This is a genomic window from Paraburkholderia aspalathi (assembly GCF_905220735.1).
Taxonomy (GTDB): Bacteria; Pseudomonadota; Gammaproteobacteria; order Burkholderiales; family Burkholderiaceae; genus Paraburkholderia; species Paraburkholderia aspalathi.
Map to the genome: position 1 here is coordinate 1,459,801 of NZ_CAJNBA010000001.1, position 18,538 is coordinate 1,478,338.

An 18,538-nucleotide genomic window follows, 5' to 3' on the forward strand; every position below is an offset into this window, starting at 1 on the left:
TGCTCACCATGCTCAAACACTGGATTCGCAGTTTGTCCGCGCGGCTTTGGGTGACCAGCATTGTTGCTCTCGCGATCAGCCTGACCGTGCTGGCGACGGCCGCTACCTATGCGTTCAGTCACTTCCCTCAGCAGATGCTCGGGTTGCACGAGGAAATGGAAAGCGCCACGGCGATTACCAGTGGACTCCGGTTCGACGGTGCCGGCCGTCTGGTTTCCGTGGCGCTTCCTTCGCAGAAGGCCTGGCTTTTCGAGGTTGCGCCGACGGAACTGAAGTACCGGGTACTCGACGAACGCGGCAACGTGTTGCTGGCGTCGGAAGGTGCCCAGGGGAGTGAAGCATGGATTGCGGGTGATCTATCCAGGGCCGTTGGCAATGTTCGGCGGGCGGAGATAGGGGCGAAGCCATTCGAAGTCCTGACGCTGCGGGTTGTGCGCGGCCCGGCAGTTTTCTATACCCAGACCGCAACGTCGGAGCGCTTCGTCGACGCGCTTATCGACGCCAAGGTCAGGCCGATGCCGGCGATCATCAAGACGATCATTGTCGTGGCCACGATCATTTTTGGCCTGACTTTCCCATTTACAGTGCATCGGGTGCTCAAGCCGCTCAGAGAGGCGTCGCGCGCGGCTGCGCGGATTACGCCGCGCAACCTCACGACGCGGCTCTCCGTCGAGGGCGTTCCGAGTGAAATCAAGCCGTTGATCCATGCCTTCAATGAAGCGCTCGACCGACTCGAAAACGGCTTCGCCGTGCAGCAGCAGTTTCTCGCGTCAGCCGCGCATGAATTGCAGACGCCGCTCACCTTGATCCGCGGCCAGATCGAACTGCAGCCAGGGATCAACGACAAGGAATTGCTGTTTCGCGAAATCGATCTAATGGCGCGTCAGGTTCGGCAACTGTTGCATCTCGCCGAAGTTAGCGAGTCGCAGAATTTCAGTTTCGGCGAGGTGAATATCGTCGACGTGGTGCAGGACGTGGTCGCTTATCTTGCGCGCAAGGCCGACCGCAAGAATGTGACGCTCCGGCTCGAAACCACGGTCGCGTCGCCGTCGATCTGGGCGGATCGAAGTGCGTTGTTCATTCTGCTCAAGAACATCGTTGAGAACGCGATCAATGCGTCGCCGGCGCATAGCTCGGTCGTGCTGATCGTCGATGCCGTCTCGGTGCAGGTTCAGGACGAAGGACCGGGCATCAGGCAGGAGTATCTGCCGTTTCTCTTCAAGCGGTTCTGGCGCGCGCCGGATGCCCGGCATGACGGCGCCGGACTCGGTCTCGCGATCTGCAAGGAGATCGCGACGGCTCACGAATGGCGCCTGACCGTGAGCAGTCTGATGTCAGGCACACGCTTCGCGGTGTGGTTCTCGTAGCGCCGCGCCCGTTGCGCTTGTATCGATCTTCAGCCGATTTTCAACCGGCCATCAAGCCGGTTCACTCAACGCCGGTTCATTAGCGATCTGTTTGATGATCGCCTCCATCAAGCCCGGAAAGCGGGCATCCAGCTCGTTACGCCGCAGCGAATTCTGATGCACGGTGCCGGCAACGCGCGTGCGTACCAGCCCCGCTTCACGCAGGATCCGGAAGTGATGGGAGACGCTCGACTTGGGGCGGCCACCGTCAAGGTCGCCGCAGGTGGCCTCGTCGACCGTTGAAAGCTGACGGACGATCTCGAGGCGCACGGGGTCGCTAAGAGCATGAAAGAGCCGTCCGAGCGTGAAATCCTCGGCGGCAGGATGGGTATAGGTGCGCATTGTGCAGATGATAAAGGTTTCTGCCATACTCCATAGTTCGATGTTTGTCGAACTACCGTACAAGCATGGCCACAGGAGTTTAGCCCGATGTCAGCATTATTTCAGCCCTACAAGCTCAAGGACGTTTCCTTGCGCAACCGGATCGCCATTCCGCCGATGTGCCAGTACACCGCCGAAGACGGCCTGATCAACGACTGGCACCGCGTCCACCTCGCCGGTCTGGCGCGCGGCGGTGCGGGGCTGGTGATCGTCGAGGCGACGGCGGTGTCGCCCGAGGGCCGTATCACGCCGGGCTGCGCGGGCATCTGGACCGACGAGCAGGCGCAGGCTTTCGCGCCGGTCGTTGCGTCGATCAAGGCAGCGGGCGCCGTGCCGGGCATCCAGATCGGCCACGCGGGCCGTAAAGCCAGCGCCAACCGTCCGTGGGAAGGCGACGACCACATCGCAGAAAGTGACTCCCGCGGCTGGCAGACCATCGCGCCGTCGGCGATCGCCTTCGGCGGCGGGCTGCCGAAAGTACCGAAAGCGATGACGCTTGACGACATCGCCCGCGTGCGCGAAGACTTCGTCGCCGCTGCTAAGCGGGCCCTTGATGCGGGTTTTGAATGGCTCGAACTGCACTTCGCACACGGCTACCTCGGCCAGAGCTTTTTCTCGACGCACTCCAATCAACGCGATGACGCGTACGGCGGCAACCTCGAAAACCGCAGCCGCTTCCTGCTGGAAACCCTGGCCGCTGTGCGCAAGGTGTGGCCTGAGCATCTGCCGTTGACGGCGCGTTTCGGCGTGATCGAGTACGACGGACGCGACGAGGAAACGCTCGCCGAGTCGATCGAACTGGCGAAGAACTTCAAGCGCGAAGGGCTGGATATGCTGAGCGTCAGCGTGGGCTTCTCCACGCCTGCCGCACGTATTCCATGGGCGCCGGCGTTTCTCGCGCCGATCGCAGAGCGTGTGCGCCGCGAAGCCGGTATCGCCGTTTCGTCCGCGTGGGGCATCGATACGCCGGAACTGGCGGACCGCTCCATCAAGAACGAGCAACTGGACCTGGTGATGGTCGGCCGCGCGCATCTGGCCGATCCGCACTGGCCGTACCATGCGGCGCGCAAGCTTGGTATCGAACGTCCTTCGTGGACGCTGCCGGCGCCGTACGCTCATTGGCTCGAACGTTACGCTGTCGCCTGAACGTTGCAGGACGCGTACGCTAAGCGAAGGCTCTGAAAACGTAAAAAGCGCGTAAAAAGCGCGTAAAAAGCGCGTGGCAGGGTGTGAATTTCATTCACTCTGCTACGCGCTTTTTGTCGTTCAGGCCTGCTGCGGATTGCTTATCCTTTGACGTGCTCCGTCGAGAGCCAGCCGCCGCTTACACCGATCTGCGCCACCTGTTTTGCCACCGCGTCGGCGAGGCGTTTTGCGTCCGCTGAAACGCCAGCCTTCTTGGTTTCGGAGACAGCGTGCAAGCTGCCGCCCACAGCAGCCGAAGTCGCGATGCTTCCGGCGGCTGCACCCACGCCGGCTGTTTCGACCATGCCAGGTGCTTTGCCGCTGTCGCCGGTGGCATTGAAACTTTGCACCAGCCGCGCGGTGCCGCCAGCCGGCTTGTAGAGAATCTGCACGGAGCTGCTTACCTCGCTCTTGCCGGCGCCGAGTCCAATCAGCACGCGGCGGCGGCGATTGCCCGCGTCGATCGTGTCGAAGCTGCCTTGCACGAGCAGGACGTTCTGGTCGGCCGGGGCGGGGATGTCCGAACGAATCGCGCGCAACCCCATCGATTGCAATTGATGCACGATTTCGTTGGCCACCTGCTCACGCACGGCGATCGCATCGGCTGATTGTTTTTCCGCGGCGGACGAACCGTCGAGTTGCGCCTTCAATTTCTTCAGCATGCCGCCGTTGTCCAGTTTCACCTGATCCGGATTAGTGTCGAAGGTGTAGACATAGATATTGTCCGGGCGCACTTGCGGCTGTGCGCTGGTCTGGGTCGCGTTGTTGATGCTGCCGCCGGCGCAACCGGTCAGGAGCGCGCTACCGCAGACCATCGCAACGCATGCAAAACGGGCGGCATTCTTTTTGAGGAAACTCACTGAAGTGAACATGTTCATCCTGTCGTCGGCACGCGGTGCCGTTAGCTTCGAATGCATCTTCCGATGATCGGGCAACCGTGGGATCGTTGATCATCGGGGTTGCATTCGCACACGCGTTTTCACGCAAAGCACCCTTGATCTCATGCGTCTTTTTTCGTACGCACCGGCAGCGAAACGAAGTATGGGCGAGTCACTTCCCGAACTCCATTCAACAATTATTTCGCGCAATGTCACGGCGAAACATGCGGCTGTGGGGCAGGTTTGGCATGGGGTGAATGCGACGGGAGAGTGTCAACTCAAGGCAAGTTTGACGATGCAGCAAAGAACGAAGACAAGAAGAACGGCGGCGACGGCCATATTGAGCGGATAGCGCATTGTTCACCAGGCACTAGCGTTACGGTGCTCTCATCCTAATCACCTGAGGGAAGATGAAAAGTGGGCAGTGAGGCGGCAATGTGCGACAGCTAACGCAGCGCGCCGATCGGCTGCGCTGCTTTTCGACGGAAGCGCTTCCAACCGATTTTCTATCGGGACGAATTGCCGTGTCCCTTGCTTTGGGTTGGAATTACCGGCCGTTCGACTGCGTGATAATCGAGTCCGCGCTTTATTGCTGAGCAGCCGGTTGCACCTCTGCCGGCATGCCATGCGGCTGCCTGTTCGTCGCAACGAGATCTTCCGACAGACTGGTGCGCAGCGTCGCAATCGCCTGGTCAGGATTGGCCGGCTTCAATTGCTCGCGGGCCAGCGAGTCGTACACGTAGTGACGCAGCATCGGATCTTGCGTCTTGCTCAACACCTCGTGATACACGGCGACGATCTCGCCTTCACGCCCGCTCATCGCATACAGGCGGCGCAACTGTTCCAGATCGTTGACTACCGCGAAACCCGGACCCATTGGCCCATGCGGGAAAGATGGCCCGTCGCCGTGATGCGGCTCGCCGTGCGCGGGGGCTGAAGCGGGCGGCGGTGCGGCCGCTTCCTGTGCCAGCGCGCCAGTGGCGGCCGCGGTCAAAACAGCGGCCAGTGCCGCGCTCAGCAGTCCTTTTTTCATGATGTCGCTCCCAATGAGACAGTACCGGCGCAACGTGCGCCGGTACATGGGAAACGATAGTCGACATGCCGTTTTGCCGGGTTACTGAAGCTATCTTGTAACTTACAGGGCCTTGCATCCTTCGTGGCCTAAACCGTCAAACGTTCCGGCAAAGAGACGCCCAACGCCAGGGTGTGCCCGCTGGCGCAATGTGGCCGGATGGCGCATGATTGACGCAATGTGCCGTCCGACCCCAGAAGCAGCACGCCTCTGCCGGAGACGCGGCGCACACGACGCCACTGGTGCCTATGCGGAGAAACCCATCGCGGCGAGGCACTGCGGGCGAGTATTCAACCGTTAAGGAGGATTTCGCATGAGCCAACCTGACGCCACCAATCCGTTTGGCGACTTCACCAAAATGCTGGAGCAGTTCAAGCTTCCCGGCTTCGACGTACCCGCCATCATGGAAGCGCGACGCAAGGACGTGGAAGCACTGGTTCAGGCGAATCAGACCGCATTCCAGGGTATGCAGTCACTTGCGCAGAAACAGACCGAGATGCTGCGCACCACGTTGGGCGAATTGCAGTCGCTCACCGGGCAGTTGTCGGCCGGCGGCGCCGCGCCTCCGGCGAAAGCTGCTGAACTGATCCAGCAAAGCCTGCATAAGTCGCTCGCCGACATGCAGCAGTTGGCGCAAGCCGCGTATCAGACGCAGGCTGAGTCGTATGCGGTGATCGCAAAACGCGTAGAAGAAAATGTGCAGGAGCTTAAATCGCTCTTGCAACAGCAGCAGAAAAAGTAACGGACGCGGCTTGCTGAAGCCGCAATGAACTAGCAGCGAAGTACCCGATGCCGCGGATGACCATCAAGTTATCCGCGGCATTTTTTTGCCGCTTCGAACCGTATAAGTACGCGATTTTCTCTTCACACAAAAGCAGTCCGCACGTGCCGCAATGATCAGATGAAACAGGTCCGCAGACGCGAATTATTCTGCGAACGCTTACATTATTGGTGACATGCGACACGCATTAATATTTTTCTACTGTGGCCCCGTTATTTAATGCGTGTGTTCGCTTTAAACAGGACGTGTCGGCAAAATCTGCGCTCAAGCGACGTCCCTTGGTGATCCTGTCCTCAAATATCAAACAGGTTCAAACGGCGTCGAGCAAGCAGAAGGTTTAAATCATCCCGCAAACGATTGCCATGCCCTTGCGCGGTCACTAAAGTTTCGCGCAGCCACTCCGTAGACGCATTCACGCAACCCAACCGGTGTGAATGCAGAACCGGCACCGCCGGTCAGGAGTGCGCCCCTGGATTCCCCGTTCGTGATCGGCTCATCCGCCGGCCACGAGCGTTTCACCTCGAAGGAAATCTCTTGAAACCGATGCTTTCTACAAGCATTGCTCGCGCAATGCTCGGGGCAGGCTGCGCGCTGTCGTTTGCCGCGCACGCCACGCTCGGCCAGAACGTCAGTTCTGTCGACAGCGATCAGACGAGCCTTCACGCCGTGGCTCATACGGTCACTACGCAAAGCGCGTACTCGGTGCACCTGGTGACGATGCCGTCCGGCACGCTGGTGCGCGAGTACGTCGCGCCCAACGGCATCGTCTTCGGTGTCGCGTGGCAGGGCCCGACGCTGCCGGATCTGAAAACCATGCTGGGCGCGTCGTTCGACCAGTACGTCGCCGCTACCGCAACCCGGCGTGGCACGCCGCTCGCGGTGTCCGGCAGCGATCTGGTGGTGTTCTCCGGCGGGCACCTGCGCGCGTTTGCCGGCTACGCCTATCTGCCGCAAGCGGTGCCTGCGGGCGTCGATGTCGGCGTCATTCAATAACGGAGCGAATCATGCGCCATACGTCTTCGTTCGTTACCCTCCTGTGCGCGGCGCTGCTCGCGTTGCTCGTCAGTGCCTGCGGCGGTGGAGGCGGCGGCTCCGGCGGTTCCAGCTCCTCATCGAGTTCCGGCACGACGAGCCTTTCGGCTGGTCCCACCGTCACCAATACCTCGCCTTCGCCGCAGGTGGTGGCCGCCAACGCGGTGCGCGTAACGGTCGACTCCGGCGTGAGCAATGTGCCGAACATGCCGTTCGTCAGCATCACGATTTGTGCGCCCGGCACCAGCCAGTGTCAAACCATCGATCACATCCTGGTGGATACCGGTTCGTGGGGCGTGCGCGTGTTCGCCTCGCAACTGCCCGCCTCGATGGCGCTGCCGCAACAGAAGGACGCCGCGGGCCATCTGGTTGCCGAATGCATGCAGTTTTTCGACGGCTACACATGGGGTTCGGTGAAGCTCGCCGACCTGCAGATCGCCGGTGAAAAAGCGGCCTCGCTGCCGATCCAGGTGATCGACCCGAACTACGCTTCGGTGCCGTCGGATTGCGCGAGCGTCGGCGCGTCGCGCAACACGCCGGGTACGTTGCAGGCCAACGGCATTCTGGGCATCGGCGTGTTCAAGCACGACTGCGGCGCGAACTGTGTGCAACAGGCGGTGGCCGGCACGTATTACGGCTGCAGCGGCACGACCTGCACGTCGATTCCGCTTGCTGAAGCGCTGCAAGTCGCCAATCCGATTCCGTACTTCGCCACCGACAACAACGGTTCGATGTTGAGCTTGCCGACGGTGTCGGGCGGCGCGCAGTCGGTCAGCGGGCAACTGGTGTTCGGCATCGGTACGCAGACCAACAATGCGCTGGGCAGCGCGCAGGTGATCGGCGTGAGTCCGTCGAACGGCACCTTTACGACGGTACAGAACGGCACGACGTATTCGAGCAGTATTCTGGACAGCGGCTCGACGGGTCTGTTCTTCCAGACCAGTGTGATGCCGGCATGCGCGAGCCCCAATAGCGCCTACTACTGCCCGGCGTCGACCGAGTCGTTGAGCGCGATGATCCAGGGGGTGAACGGCACGACGAGCGCGGTGAGCTTCAGCGTCGGCAATGCCACGACGATCTCGCAGACGTATAGCGGCGATTCAGCGTTGCCGCTGCTGGCGGGACCGGCCTTTGTAACGTCGTCGATTTTCGACTGGGGCCTGCCGTTCTTCTACGGGCGCAACGTGTACGCCGCCGTCGAGCAGCAGACGACGCCTGGCGGTACGGGGCCTTATGTCGCGTATTGAGTGATCGGCCAGGTTTGGCTCCGATGAAAAAAACCCGCTGCCGGTTGATCGTGCAGCGGGTTTTTTTATAGATTCTCGAAGCGTTCCACGTGCGGGGGGTGTGACTGACTGGACTAACGCCGGCGTGTGGCCCGCTTGGCGGGTGCTGCTTTGACGGCGGCGGGTTCGGATTGCAAGGGCGGCGCTGACGGCGCGATTGTCTGCATGACGGGCGCCTGCACCGGCTCTTGCGACATCATAGGTTGAGCGACGGGTTGTGGCGCAGACAGCGGCGCCGGCTTCGCCGCTTCACGTGGTTGCGTTTTATCACCGGCTGCCGCAATCACCCGATGCACGAATCGCAGCTTATCCACGACCGGCGAGGCCAGCGTGAACGGATACCCGTCGGGCATGCCGAGACTGCGATTCAGGCTGTTCAACGCATACGTGAGCGGAAACCAGCGTTTCATCAGATTCTCGAAGCTCGCGTCTTCGATGGGCGTGCGGTCGGTCAGCGTCGGCTCGCTCGGGTCGTCGGGCAGCAAGGCGAGGCCATATGAGGTCGACGTATCCAGCACGTCGACGATCAGCATGTAGTGCGCCCACGTTTCGGCCCAATCTTCCCAGGGATGCATCGTCGCATAGGCGCTGATATACGAACCCTGCCAGTCTTTTGGCGCGCCGTCGCGGTAGTAGGCCGTCAGCGCTTCGCCGTAGTCGGCGCGCTCATCGCCGAACAGCTTGCGGTAGGGCTCGAGCCAGCGCGGGTCGTTCTCGACCAGCTGGCTGAAGTAGTAGTGGCCCGTCTCGTGGCGAAAGTGCCCGAGCAGCGTGCGGTAGGGCTCTCCCATCGCGCTGCGCACCTTCTCGCGGTAGGCGTCTTCGGCTTCGGCGATGTTCAGCGTGATCAGGCCGTTGTCGTGGCCGGTCATGACGCGCTCACCGTCGCCGCCGTCCTCGAGGAATTCGAATGCCAGGCCGGATTCGGGATCGTCCTTGCGCGAGGGCACGTCGAGGCCGAGCGCGGCCAGCGTGTACAGCAGACGCCGCTTTGCCATCTCCAGCCGGTACCAGTAGAGCCGGTTGTCCGGCGCGCTCAGATTCGGAATCGTGCGCGTGAGCTGGCAGGCGCGGCACAGCGTGTCGGGCGAGTCGGCGGGGATCATCCAGTTGCAGACATTTTCGACCGCGTAGTTGTGGCATTGCCGGAACAATGCACCCTCGCCACGCGGGTGCAGGCTGCGCCAGCGGCCTTCACCGGCGTCTTCGAAAGCGCTGATTTCGGCCAGTTCAGGCACATATCCGAGCAATGCCTCGCAGCGTTCGCAACGAACGTTTTCATAGAACACAAGGTGCGAGCAGCGATTGCAGTGGAAGGTTTTCATTGATCGAACCTGGGTGGTGGGTGGCAGTCTTGGGGCGAAGCTAACGCGCAATCTTCATGCCGCATTTGCCAGACGTCACTGGTTTAACGCACATTACGTGCATGATCGTGCATCGGCGCTGCGCCGCTTTGGTGCGCGGCTGCTGAAAAGGTAAGGGAAAGGCGCGCTGATCGATCGACCGGACGGTCGACAGATGCGGCAAACTTCGCAGCAGGCGGTAATCCGGGCAGTACAGCCAGTTCTCGCGGTTTTTCGATCCACGGCATGAAGCTTGCTTTTTGGCGGGCTGCCATCCCTTGTCCAGGAGTCCGGTGTGTCCATTCGCGTCGCGTTGAATCATGTCACACATTACCGCTACGACAGGCTGGTTGCGCTGTCGCCCCAGGTCGTGCGTCTCAGGCCTGCGCCGCATTGCCGGACCCCCATCCTGTCTTATTCGATGCGGGTCGAACCGGCTGAACATTTCATCAACTGGCAGCAGGACGCGTTTGCCAACTATCAGGCGCGCCTCGTGTTCCCCGAGAAGACGCGTGAATTCAAGGTGACCGTGGATCTGGTCGCCGAGATGGCGGTCTACAACCCGTTCGATTTTTTTCTCGAACCGTCGGCGGAACGGTTTCCGTTCGAGTATGCGCCCGGCCTCGCGCTGGAGCTCGCCCCGTACCTCGTCAAGCGGCCGATGACGCCGCGCTTCGCCGAGTTCGTCGCGAGTATTGACCGCAAGCCGATGGTCACCGCCGACTTCCTCGTCGGACTGAATCAGCGGCTGCAACGCGAGATCCGCTACCTGATCCGCATGGAGCCCGGCGTGCAGACGCCCGAGGAAACGCTGGTCAGCGCCGCGGGTTCGTGCCGCGATTCGGGCTGGCTGCTGGTCGAGACGCTCCGGCAACTGGGGCTGGCGGCGCGCTTTGTCTCAGGCTACCTGCTGCAACTTGCCCCCGACGTCAAATCCATCGACGGCCCGAGCGGCACCGAAGTCGACTTCACCGACCTGCACGCATGGTGCGAGGTCTACCTGCCGGGCGCCGGCTGGATCGGCCTCGACCCGACCTCCGGCCTGCTGGCCGGGGAGGGCCATATTCCGGTCGCCTGCACGCCCGAACCCGGCAGCGCGGCGCCGATCTCCGGCGCGGTCGACGAGTCCGAAGTCGAGTTCGAGCACACCATGTCGATCGAACGGGTACTGGAGACGCCGCGCGTCACCAAGCCCTTCACCGAAGAAGTGTGGAGCGACGTCGTTAAAATGGGCGAGCAGGTCGACCAGCGCCTGACCGAGATGGACGTGCGCCTGACGATGGGCGGCGAGCCGACCTTCGTGTCGGTGCGCGATCGCGACGCCGCCGAATGGAACACCGACGCCCTCGGCCCCACCAAACGCGGCTACGCGGTCGCGCTGATGGACAAGCTGCGCTCGCGCTACGGCGCAAACGGCTTTCTGCATATTGGCCAGGGCAAGTGGTATCCGGGCGAACAGTTGCCGCGCTGGGCGATGTCGCTCTACTGGCGCGCCGATGGCGAGCCGTGCTGGCAAGACCCCACGCTCTTCGCCGACGAACGCGAGCCGGGCACCTACACGGCTGCAGACGCCCAGCGTTTCCTCGCTCATCTGGCGACCAAGCTAGCGCTCGACACGGACTGCATCCAGCCCGGCTTCGAAGACGTCTGGTACTACCTGTGGCGCGAGCGCCGTCTGCCGGTCAACGTCGATCCGCTCGACGCGCGCCTGGATGACGAGCTGGAGCGTGTGCGTCTGCGGCGCGTGTTCGACGCGGGCCTGGGCGGCGCGACCGGTTTTGTCCTGCCGCTCGCACGCGAACGCGACGTGCCGAACGAGCCGCCGAAGTGGGTCAGCGGCCGCTGGTTCTTCCGCGACGAACGCATGTTCCTGATTCCCGGCGATTCGCCGATGGGTTATCGCTTGCCGCTCGATTCGCTGCCGTGGGTGTCGAAGACCGACTATCCGTATCAGCACGCGCACGATCCGTTTGCGCCACCGGTGCCGTTGCGTCCGGCCGCGCAATTGCGCATGCAATACGACGGCGAACAGCGCACCTTGAGCGCCGCCGATGCGCGGCGTGCGGCGGCGTTGTCGTCGTCAGCGGCGGATCTGTTGAGCGGCATGGCGGGCAGTGGCGTGGTGGCCTTTGCGCCTCAGTCAGGCGACCAGCAGCCGCCGGAACGTGGGCAGTCGTCGAAGGAAACGCTGCGTACGGCGATCTGCGTCGAAGCGCGCGACCCGAAACGGGCTGCCGGTCCGAAGGCGGAAACCGAAGCGTTCGGCAGCGGCCGCTCGCTGCTGCATGTGTTCATGCCGCCGCTCACCGAACTGGACGACTATCTTGACCTGCTCGCGGCGATCGAAGCAACGGCCGCCGAATTGCAGATGCAGGTGGTGCTCGAAGGCTATCCGCCGCCGCGCGATGCGCGCCTGAAGGTCCTGCAGGTGACACCGGACCCGGGTGTGATCGAGGTGAACATTCATCCGGCTTCGAGCTGGGAGCAACTGGTCGACAACACGGAGTACCTGTATCAGTCCGCGGCCGAGAGCTATCTGAGCAGCGAGAAGTTCATGACCGACGGCCGGCATACGGGGACCGGCGGCGGCAATCACTTCGTGCTCGGCGGCGCGACGCCTGCTGACAGTCCGTTCCTGCGCCGTCCGGATCTGCTGGCCAGTCTGATCGCGTATTGGCATAACCATCCGTCGCTGTCGTATCTGTTTTCCGGGCTCTTTATCGGGCCGACGAGCCAGGCGCCGCGCGTCGACGAGGCACGCAACGACCAGGTGTACGAGTTGGAGGTGGCGTTCCGCGAGCTGCAGCGGCAGATCGATCTGCTCGGCGGACGCGACAGCGCGAACCTGCCGGCGTGGATGATCGACCGCTCGTTGCGCAACATCCTGATCGACGTGACGGGCAATACGCACCGCGCCGAGTTCTGCATCGACAAACTCTATTCGCCCGATGGTCCCACTGGCCGCCTTGGCCTGCTCGAGTTGCGCGGCTTCGAAATGCCGCCGCATGCACGCATGAGTCTCGTCCAACAGTTGCTGCTGCGCGCGTTGGTGGCGCGCTTCTGGCACACGCCGTACACGCAGCGGCTCACACGTTGGGGCACGGAGCTGCATGACCGCTTCCTGCTCGGCACCTTCGCCAAGATGGATTTCGACGACGTACTCGGCGAACTCAACCAGGCGGGCTTCGCCTTCGAGAGCAGCTGGTTCGCGCCGCACTTCGAATTCCGCTTCCCGCTGGTCGGCGAGACCACGGTGAACGGCGTCTCGCTGACGATCCGCAACGCGCTCGAACCGTGGCACGTGATGGGTGAGGAGGGCTCGCCGGGCGGCACGGTGCGTTACGTGGATTCGTCCGTGGAAAGGCTCGAAGTGCGCGCGCTCGGTTTGAACGACAACCGCCATGTGGTGACGGTCAACGGCGTGCCGGTGCCGCTTCAGCCGACGGGCCGCGTCAGCGAATATGTGGCCGGCGTGCGCTTTCGCGCCTGGGCGCAACCGTCGGCGCTGCATCCGACCATCGGTGTGGATGCGCCGCTCACTTTCGACCTGGTCGATACATGGACTGGCCGCTCGGTCGGCGGATGCCAGTATCATGTCGCACATCCGGGCGGGCGCAACTATCAGACCTTCCCGGTCAACGCCTACGAGGCCGAAAGCCGGCGGCGCGCACGCTTCTTCGCATCCGGTCATACGCCGGGGCCGCTTACGGTCGGTGTACCGCAGCGCAGCCTCGAGTTTCCGTTTACGTTGGACCTGCGCTACTGGTAACCTGGTAGACTGAAGCGGCAGCATACTTTTAAGAACGACACGACCTTGGCCTTTCAATCGACTTTTCCTTTCGAAACGTCCGCGGCACGCGCGGACGCTTCGTCCTTATTACGGCTGTTGCCGGCCTACGAAGGACATTGGGACGAGTTACGCGATGCCTCGGGCGTGTTGCGCGAGCCGTGGCGGCAATTCTTCGAGCGGCTCGGCGAAGACGGCATCGCGCGATTGGAAGATCACCGCGCCTCGGTCGCGCAGCAGATCCGCGACAACGACATCAGCTACAACGTCTACGCGGATAACGGCGAGCCGCGGCCGTGGGCGCTCGACCTGCTGCCGTTCCTGATTAGCGAGGCCGAGTGGGCGCATATCGAGCGTGGCGTGACGCAGCGCGCGCATCTGCTCAATGCCATCGTCGCCGATATTTATGGGCCGCAGACCTTGCTCGAGCGTGGGCAGTTGCCGCCTGCGCTGGTGTTCGGGCATCCGGGTTATCTGCGCTCCGTGAAGGGCTTCACGCCGCTTGGCGGCCAGTATCTGCAGGTGGTCGCCGTCGATCTGGCGCGTACGCCCGCCGGCAATTGGACCGTCATGGCGCATCGCACCGAGGCGCCATCCGGCCTGGGTTACGCGCTGGAAAACCGGCTGATCGTGTCGACGCTATTCGCCGAACCGTTCCGTGCGATGCGCGTGAGCCGCCTCGCGCCGACGTATTCACAACTGATCGCGACGCTCGCGCAGGCCGCCCAGGCCACCATGTCGCCCGACAGTTCGGGCGCCGATGGTTTGCCCCATATCGCGCTGCTCACGCCTGGTCCGTTTAGCGAAACCTACTTCGAGCACGTGTTTCTCGCGCGCTATCTCGGCGTGACGCTGGTCGAAGGCAAAGACCTGACCGTGCGTGACGACATGCTGTATCTGAAGACGCTCGCCGGTCTCGAGCGCGTGCACGTCGTGCTGCGCCGTCTGGACGATGCGTTCTGCGATCCGGTCGAACTGCGCGCGGATTCGAGCATCGGCGTGCCGGGCCTGTTGCAGGTGATGCGCGCGGGCAATGTGATCGTGTCGAACGTGCCGGGTTCGGGCTTTGTCGAATCGCCTGCCTTGCATGGTTTTCTGCCGGGCATCGCCGAAGTTTTACTCGACGAAGACCTTGTGCTGCCGAGCGTGGCCACCTGGTGGTGCGGCGAAAAGGCGGCCCGCGTCCACGCATTCGGGCGTCTGGAGGAAGCGTTCATCGTACCGACGTGGCCGGTCGCGGCACGCGATGCGCCTCCCGGGATCGAACAGGGTCGGCAACGGCTGTCGACATGGCGCGAGCGCATCGAAGCGATGCCGGACACCTATACGATCCAGCAGGCACAGCGCTTTTCCTGCACGCCGCGTTACGAAGACGGCACCATCGGCCGCCGCCCGTCGGTCCTGCGTGTCTATGCGATTGCCGACGTCAACGGTGGGTGGCACGTGATGCCAGGCGGCTTCACGCGGATGGCCGCCGAGCGCCAGGCGACGGTGTCGATGCAGTACGGCGGCAGTAGCGTCGACACGTGGGTGCTGTCGAGCCAGCCGACGTCGACCTTCACGCTGCTGCCTTCGCCGATGCAACCCGCCGACCTCGCGCGCAAGCATCGCACCGTGTCGAGCCGGGCGGCTGAGAATCTGTTCTGGGCCGGACGTTATGGCGAACGCGCCGAAAACAACGTGCGGCTGTTGCGCCTGATTCTCGGTTCGCTGGAAGGCAACGACGCCGACGCGATGTTCCCCACGCTGGTCGAGCTCGCCACGCATTGCGGTCTCGTGCAATCCGGCGATATGTTTGCGCCGAATTCGCCGCAAGTGTTCGAACGCGCGTTGGTCGCGAATCTGAGCGAGAGCACTGGCCCCACTAGCATTGGCCAGAACCTCGCATGGCAAGCACGTTCGAACGGCGAGGTGCGTGGGCGTTTGTCGAACGATCACTGGCGCACGATTCTCGCGGCGCGCAACGATTTCCGCGATGCATTGCAGACCTTGATGCCGGCTGCGGTGGGCAATGGCAACGGCAATGGCGGCGGTAGTGGTTCAGCGCCGGGCGGCGCGAATGGTAACGGTCGCGCCGAGCGCAGCGAACGCTACGATCGTTATGACCGCGTGACGCTGATGAACGCGCTTGAACGTTTGTCGGTGCAGCTATCGGCGATCAGCGGTGCGCAAGGCGACCGCATGACACGCGACGAAGCGTGGCGTCTGCTATTCGTGGGGCGGCACATCGAACGCGTGTCGGCGATGACGTCGTTTTTGCGGGTGGTCGCCGATAAGGGCCAACTCTCCACACCAGCCGGATTCGATCTGTTGCTGCAATTGTTCGACAGCACGCTGACCTATCGCTCGCTGTATCCGGGCCGTTTCGAAGTGCCCGCCTTGCTCGATCTGCTGGTGATCGAGCCCACTAATCCGCGCGGCGTCTATGGCGTCTATGAGCGCCTGCGCAAGAAGCTCGATGAGATCGCCGTGGCGGCAGGCAGCATGCGGCATCGTCCGTTTGCGGAATTGATGCCGCCCGCCGCTTCCTTGCCCGCGCTCGAATCGGTGTGCGCCATCGACGAAAACGATTCATACGCCGACCTGATTGCGGTGTGCGATCAGATTGGCGGCTACGTCGGCGCGGCGGCGCATGAGATCAGCGCGCGCTATTTCAGTCATGCCAGTACGGTGGCTTCGCAGGTGTGGTCATGAAGAACGCGCCGACAGTCTTGTCCGTCTCCCATCGCACGACCTACCACTACTCCACGTATGTGGAGACCGCCCAGCATCTCGCGACGATCCGGCCGATCGCCTGTGCGTGGCAGCGCGTGGTCTCGCACAGCGAAAAGATCGAACCGGAACCGTCGTATCAAACCAGCCGGATGGACGCATTCGGCAACGACGTCCTGTACTTCGCGCTGGACGCCCCGCACGAGCGCTTGCAACTCGTCAGCGAAACCACGGTGGCGCTCATGCCGCGCTGGACCGACCTCGACCCCGAGGAAACGCCGGAATGGGAATGCGTCGCGGACGAGTTGCGGTTTTGGGTGGGCGGCGAGTTCCGGCCTGAGGTGGAGTTCTGCTTTGCATCGCCGAACATCGTGCCGCGTCCGTCGTTGCGCGCTTATGCGCTGCCGAGTTTTCCGCCCGGCATGCCGATCGTGGCGGGGGCGATCGATCTGATGCACCGGATTCACAAGGACTTCGCGTACAAACCTTCGGCGACGATGTTCGACACGCCCGCCGAGCGCGCCTTCGAATTGAAGAGCGGGGTATGCCAGGACTTCGCGCAGGTGATGATCGGCTGTTTGCGCTCGCTAGGTTTGCCGGCGCGCTACGTGAGCGGTTATCTGCGCAACGATCCGCCGCCTGGGCAGCCGCGCCTGATCGGTGCGGATGCTTCGCATGCGTGGGTGTCCGTGTATTGCCCGGAGAGTGGCTGGATCGATCTTGATCCCACCAACGACGTGCTCGCCGATATGGATCATGTGACGCTCGCAATTGGGCGCGATTACAGCGACGTGTCCTTGCTGCGCGGCATGATCCTGGGGGGCGGGGCGCATCGGGTGGAAGTGGGCGTGACGGTGCTCGCGCTCTAAGCGGCTGCTTTTACTCGTTTTACCCCTTCAGCAAGCCACTTTCTGGTTGAACGAATCCGCCATACGTGCCGCACGTCCGCTGCGGCACGCTCTTTTATCCCGCTTTCGGGGAAAACCCTCTCTCTTCATTCCCATTCAGCGGGAATCCAATTTTTGAAATCCGAGAATGTTCTGGCATTCTGATTCCGTTATTCATTATGGGTAGTTTTCATCGTGAACGCGGAACAGGGTGTGACAGGAGCTGAACGGGTGCTGCTGGTGCTGGCCGCACTCGCCAGTCATGGCAAGGCCATGTCGGTCAAGGATCTGCTCGCTGTCACCGGTCTCGCGCAAAGCACGCTGTACCGGCAAATCGCGTTGCTCAAGCGCTGGGGTTTCGTCGCTGAAAACGCGGGGCATTACGCGCCGGGTCCGATCAGCCTGCAACTCGCGCTTGGTTTCGATGTGAATTCGCTGCTCGTCGAAGCGAGCCGCACCGAGATGCAGCAACTGGCGCGCGCTTCGCAGGAAAGCATCGGGCTGGTGGTCGCCGTCAAGCATCAGGTGATGTGCCTGGAAATGGTCGACAGCCAGCACTCGTTGCGCTGCTCGTTCGAGAAAGGCCGCGCCGTGCCGCTGAAAGCTGGGGCTTCGGCGAAATCGCTGCTGGCGTTCATGGCCGACAAGGCACGCACCGAAGTACTCGACAACCTGTTCGACAACGACCCTGCCGGCCGCGCCGCAATCGAAGCCGAACTCGAACAGATTCGCGCTCAGGGCTACGCCGTCAGCGACAGCGAAGTCGATCCGGGCGTGTGGGGCGTGAGCGCCCCGATATTTCATCGCAGCGGACGCGGCGCCGGAAGCAGCGCCTCGATCACGCTGATGGCGCCGTCCACGCGCGCGATCGGCCGCGAAAGCCAATTCATCGACGGGACGCTACGTACGGCCCGCGCTATTTCCGAGCATATGCAAACCGATTGATCGGGCAGGGCCGCTCGCGGCCGTATTCGATCTGGATACCGAACGAACTGAACTAACCGAACGAACCACAAGGAGCCCTCCCATGAAACTGAATCGACTGTTGTCCCTCGCATGCGTTACGTTTGCGGTGACGTTCGCCGGGTTTTCCGGTGCAGCGTCCGCACAGACGCCGGACGTGCTGAACGTCGCCACGGATGCGACCTTCCCGCCGATGGAGTACACCGACAACGGCGCGCGCACCGGCTTCGACGTCGACATGATGAATGCGCTCGCGAAAGCCATGGGCAAGCGTGTGCAATGGACGGATATCGACTTCAAGGGCCTGATTCCGGGCTTGATCGCACATCGTTTCGACGCGGCGATCTCCGCTATCTACATCACCGATGAACGCGCGAAAGTGGTCGACTTCACCGATTCGTACTACGCGGGCGGCCTCGTCGCGCTGGTGAAAAGCGATTCGCCGATCAAGTCGGTGACCGACCTGAACGGCAAGAAAGTCTCGGTCCAGGTGGGCACGAAGTCAGTCAACTTCCTGCGTGACAACTTCCCGCAAATCAACCGTGTCGAAGTCGAAAAGAATCAGGAAATGTTTGACCTGGTGGGTATTGGCCGTGCTGACGCGGCCGTGACCGGCAAGCCGGCCGCCTATCAGCTGGTGAAGACGCGCGGCGGTTTCCGCGTGCTCGAGAAGCCGCTGACGACCGAAGCCTACGGTATCGCCGTGCGCAAGGACGAACCGCAACTGAAGGCCGCATTCAACACAGCGCTGGCGAAGATCAAGGCGGACGGCACGTACGCGGCGATCGTCAAGAAGTGGTTCGGCGCCACGGCGCAATAACCGGC

15 protein-coding genes are annotated in these 18,538 nt (G+C 62.5%); 10 read left to right on the forward strand and 5 right to left on the reverse strand.

All coding sequences use genetic code 11. The annotated features are described in order from the left end of the window. The first annotated feature begins 8 nt into the window (after positions 1 to 8). Positions 9 to 1,367, forward strand: coding sequence for a sensor histidine kinase (locus KHO30_RS06470; RefSeq protein ID WP_211700362.1), 1,359 nt, complete (start codon positions 9 to 11; stop codon positions 1,365 to 1,367). 51 nt (positions 1,368 to 1,418) lie between these two features. On the opposite strand, the gene KHO30_RS06475 is transcribed toward KHO30_RS06470, so the two are convergent. Next, on the reverse strand, positions 1,419 to 1,748 hold the full coding sequence (locus tag KHO30_RS06475) for an ArsR/SmtB family transcription factor (RefSeq protein WP_211700995.1): 330 nt from the start codon (positions 1,746 to 1,748) through the stop codon (positions 1,419 to 1,421). A gap of 87 nt (positions 1,749 to 1,835) precedes the next feature. Between KHO30_RS06475 and KHO30_RS06480 the strand changes: the two genes are divergently transcribed. After that, positions 1,836 to 2,933, forward strand: a complete 1,098-nt coding sequence (locus tag KHO30_RS06480; RefSeq protein ID WP_200619274.1) for an NADH:flavin oxidoreductase/NADH oxidase — start codon at positions 1,836 to 1,838, stop codon at positions 2,931 to 2,933. A 140-nt stretch (positions 2,934 to 3,073) separates the two neighbouring features. Here KHO30_RS06480 and KHO30_RS06485 read toward each other — a convergent pair whose 3' ends face one another. After that, the gene (locus KHO30_RS06485; protein ID WP_093634930.1) at positions 3,074 to 3,844 is read right to left on the reverse strand and encodes a DUF4410 domain-containing protein; all 771 of its coding nucleotides are present in this window, start codon (positions 3,842 to 3,844) and stop codon (positions 3,074 to 3,076) included. 592 nt (positions 3,845 to 4,436) lie between these two features. Continuing rightward, positions 4,437 to 4,883 (reverse strand): hypothetical protein, encoded by a 447-nt coding sequence (locus KHO30_RS06490; RefSeq protein WP_211700363.1) that lies wholly within the window; start codon positions 4,881 to 4,883, stop codon positions 4,437 to 4,439. A 352-nt stretch (positions 4,884 to 5,235) separates the two neighbouring features. On the opposite strand from KHO30_RS06490, the gene phaP reads away from it, so the two are divergent. The 3 genes from phaP to KHO30_RS06505 all read left to right on the forward strand — a co-directional run bounded on the left by phaP (position 5,236) and on the right by KHO30_RS06505 (position 7,982). Continuing rightward, positions 5,236 to 5,664: a phasin family protein gene (gene phaP, locus KHO30_RS06495; protein ID WP_093634883.1), complete on the forward strand. Its 429-nt coding sequence runs from the start codon at positions 5,236 to 5,238 to the stop codon at positions 5,662 to 5,664. Positions 5,665 to 6,246: 582 nt separating this feature from the next. Further along, positions 6,247 to 6,696, forward strand: a complete 450-nt coding sequence (locus tag KHO30_RS06500) for a DUF2844 domain-containing protein (protein ID WP_093634882.1) — start codon at positions 6,247 to 6,249, stop codon at positions 6,694 to 6,696. A gap of 11 nt (positions 6,697 to 6,707) precedes the next feature. Further along, complete coding sequence (locus KHO30_RS06505; protein WP_093634881.1) at positions 6,708 to 7,982, forward strand: DUF3443 domain-containing protein; 1,275 nt, start codon at positions 6,708 to 6,710, stop codon at positions 7,980 to 7,982. Positions 7,983 to 8,095: 113 nt separating this feature from the next. Here KHO30_RS06505 and KHO30_RS06510 read toward each other — a convergent pair whose 3' ends face one another. Together KHO30_RS06510 and KHO30_RS06515 are read right to left on the reverse strand one after the other, a co-directional pair. Beyond that, complete coding sequence (locus tag KHO30_RS06510; protein ID WP_093634880.1) at positions 8,096 to 9,346, reverse strand: zinc-binding metallopeptidase family protein; 1,251 nt, start codon at positions 9,344 to 9,346, stop codon at positions 8,096 to 8,098. An 83-nt stretch (positions 9,347 to 9,429) separates the two neighbouring features. After that, positions 9,430 to 9,639 carry a hypothetical protein gene (locus tag KHO30_RS06515; RefSeq protein WP_200619277.1) on the reverse strand — a complete coding sequence of 70 codons (210 nt, stop codon included), beginning with the start codon at positions 9,637 to 9,639 and terminating at the stop codon, positions 9,430 to 9,432. Between the two features lie 20 nt (positions 9,640 to 9,659). Between KHO30_RS06515 and KHO30_RS06520 the strand changes: the two genes are divergently transcribed. The 5 genes from KHO30_RS06520 (at position 9,660) to KHO30_RS06540 (ending at position 18,533) form a co-directional block, all read left to right on the forward strand. Then, the gene (locus KHO30_RS06520; RefSeq protein ID WP_093634878.1) at positions 9,660 to 13,133 is read left to right on the forward strand and encodes a transglutaminase family protein; all 3,474 of its coding nucleotides are present in this window, start codon (positions 9,660 to 9,662) and stop codon (positions 13,131 to 13,133) included. Between the two features lie 45 nt (positions 13,134 to 13,178). Continuing rightward, entirely contained in the window at positions 13,179 to 15,845 is a 2,667-nt protein-coding gene (locus KHO30_RS06525; RefSeq protein WP_211700364.1) for a circularly permuted type 2 ATP-grasp protein, read from the forward strand. After that, positions 15,842 to 16,732 (forward strand): transglutaminase family protein, encoded by an 891-nt coding sequence (locus KHO30_RS06530; RefSeq protein ID WP_093634876.1) that lies wholly within the window; start codon positions 15,842 to 15,844, stop codon positions 16,730 to 16,732. Before KHO30_RS06525 ends, KHO30_RS06530 begins: the two co-directional genes overlap by 4 nt. 213 nt (positions 16,733 to 16,945) lie before the next feature. Beyond that, complete coding sequence (locus KHO30_RS06535) at positions 16,946 to 17,695, forward strand: IclR family transcriptional regulator (protein WP_200619279.1); 750 nt, start codon at positions 16,946 to 16,948, stop codon at positions 17,693 to 17,695. 82 nt (positions 17,696 to 17,777) lie between these two features. Further along, positions 17,778 to 18,533 carry a transporter substrate-binding domain-containing protein gene (locus tag KHO30_RS06540; protein WP_093634874.1) on the forward strand — a complete coding sequence of 252 codons (756 nt, stop codon included), beginning with the start codon at positions 17,778 to 17,780 and terminating at the stop codon, positions 18,531 to 18,533. Positions 18,534 to 18,538: the final 5 nt, after the last annotated feature.

What these genes read in the sequence shown, in the direction of transcription:
- KHO30_RS06470 (WP_211700362.1), top strand. Translation starts at nt 9, where the DNA reads ATGCTCAAACACTGGATTCGCAGTTTGTCCGCGCGGCTTTGGGTGACC.
- KHO30_RS06475 (WP_211700995.1), bottom strand. Translation starts at nt 1,748, where the DNA reads ATGCGCACCTATACCCATCCTGCCGCCGAGGATTTCACGCTCGGACGG.
- KHO30_RS06480 (WP_200619274.1), top strand. Translation starts at nt 1,836, where the DNA reads ATGTCAGCATTATTTCAGCCCTACAAGCTCAAGGACGTTTCCTTGCGC.
- KHO30_RS06485 (WP_093634930.1), bottom strand. Translation starts at nt 3,844, where the DNA reads ATGTTCACTTCAGTGAGTTTCCTCAAAAAGAATGCCGCCCGTTTTGCA.
- KHO30_RS06490 (WP_211700363.1), bottom strand. Translation starts at nt 4,883, where the DNA reads ATGAAAAAAGGACTGCTGAGCGCGGCACTGGCCGCTGTTTTGACCGCG.
- phaP (WP_093634883.1), top strand. Translation starts at nt 5,236, where the DNA reads ATGAGCCAACCTGACGCCACCAATCCGTTTGGCGACTTCACCAAAATG.
- KHO30_RS06500 (WP_093634882.1), top strand. Translation starts at nt 6,247, where the DNA reads ATGCTTTCTACAAGCATTGCTCGCGCAATGCTCGGGGCAGGCTGCGCG.
- KHO30_RS06505 (WP_093634881.1), top strand. Translation starts at nt 6,708, where the DNA reads ATGCGCCATACGTCTTCGTTCGTTACCCTCCTGTGCGCGGCGCTGCTC.
- KHO30_RS06510 (WP_093634880.1), bottom strand. Translation starts at nt 9,346, where the DNA reads ATGAAAACCTTCCACTGCAATCGCTGCTCGCACCTTGTGTTCTATGAA.
- KHO30_RS06515 (WP_200619277.1), bottom strand. Translation starts at nt 9,639, where the DNA reads ATGGCAGCCCGCCAAAAAGCAAGCTTCATGCCGTGGATCGAAAAACCG.
- KHO30_RS06530 (WP_093634876.1), top strand. Translation starts at nt 15,842, where the DNA reads ATGAAGAACGCGCCGACAGTCTTGTCCGTCTCCCATCGCACGACCTAC.
- KHO30_RS06540 (WP_093634874.1), top strand. Translation starts at nt 17,778, where the DNA reads ATGAAACTGAATCGACTGTTGTCCCTCGCATGCGTTACGTTTGCGGTG.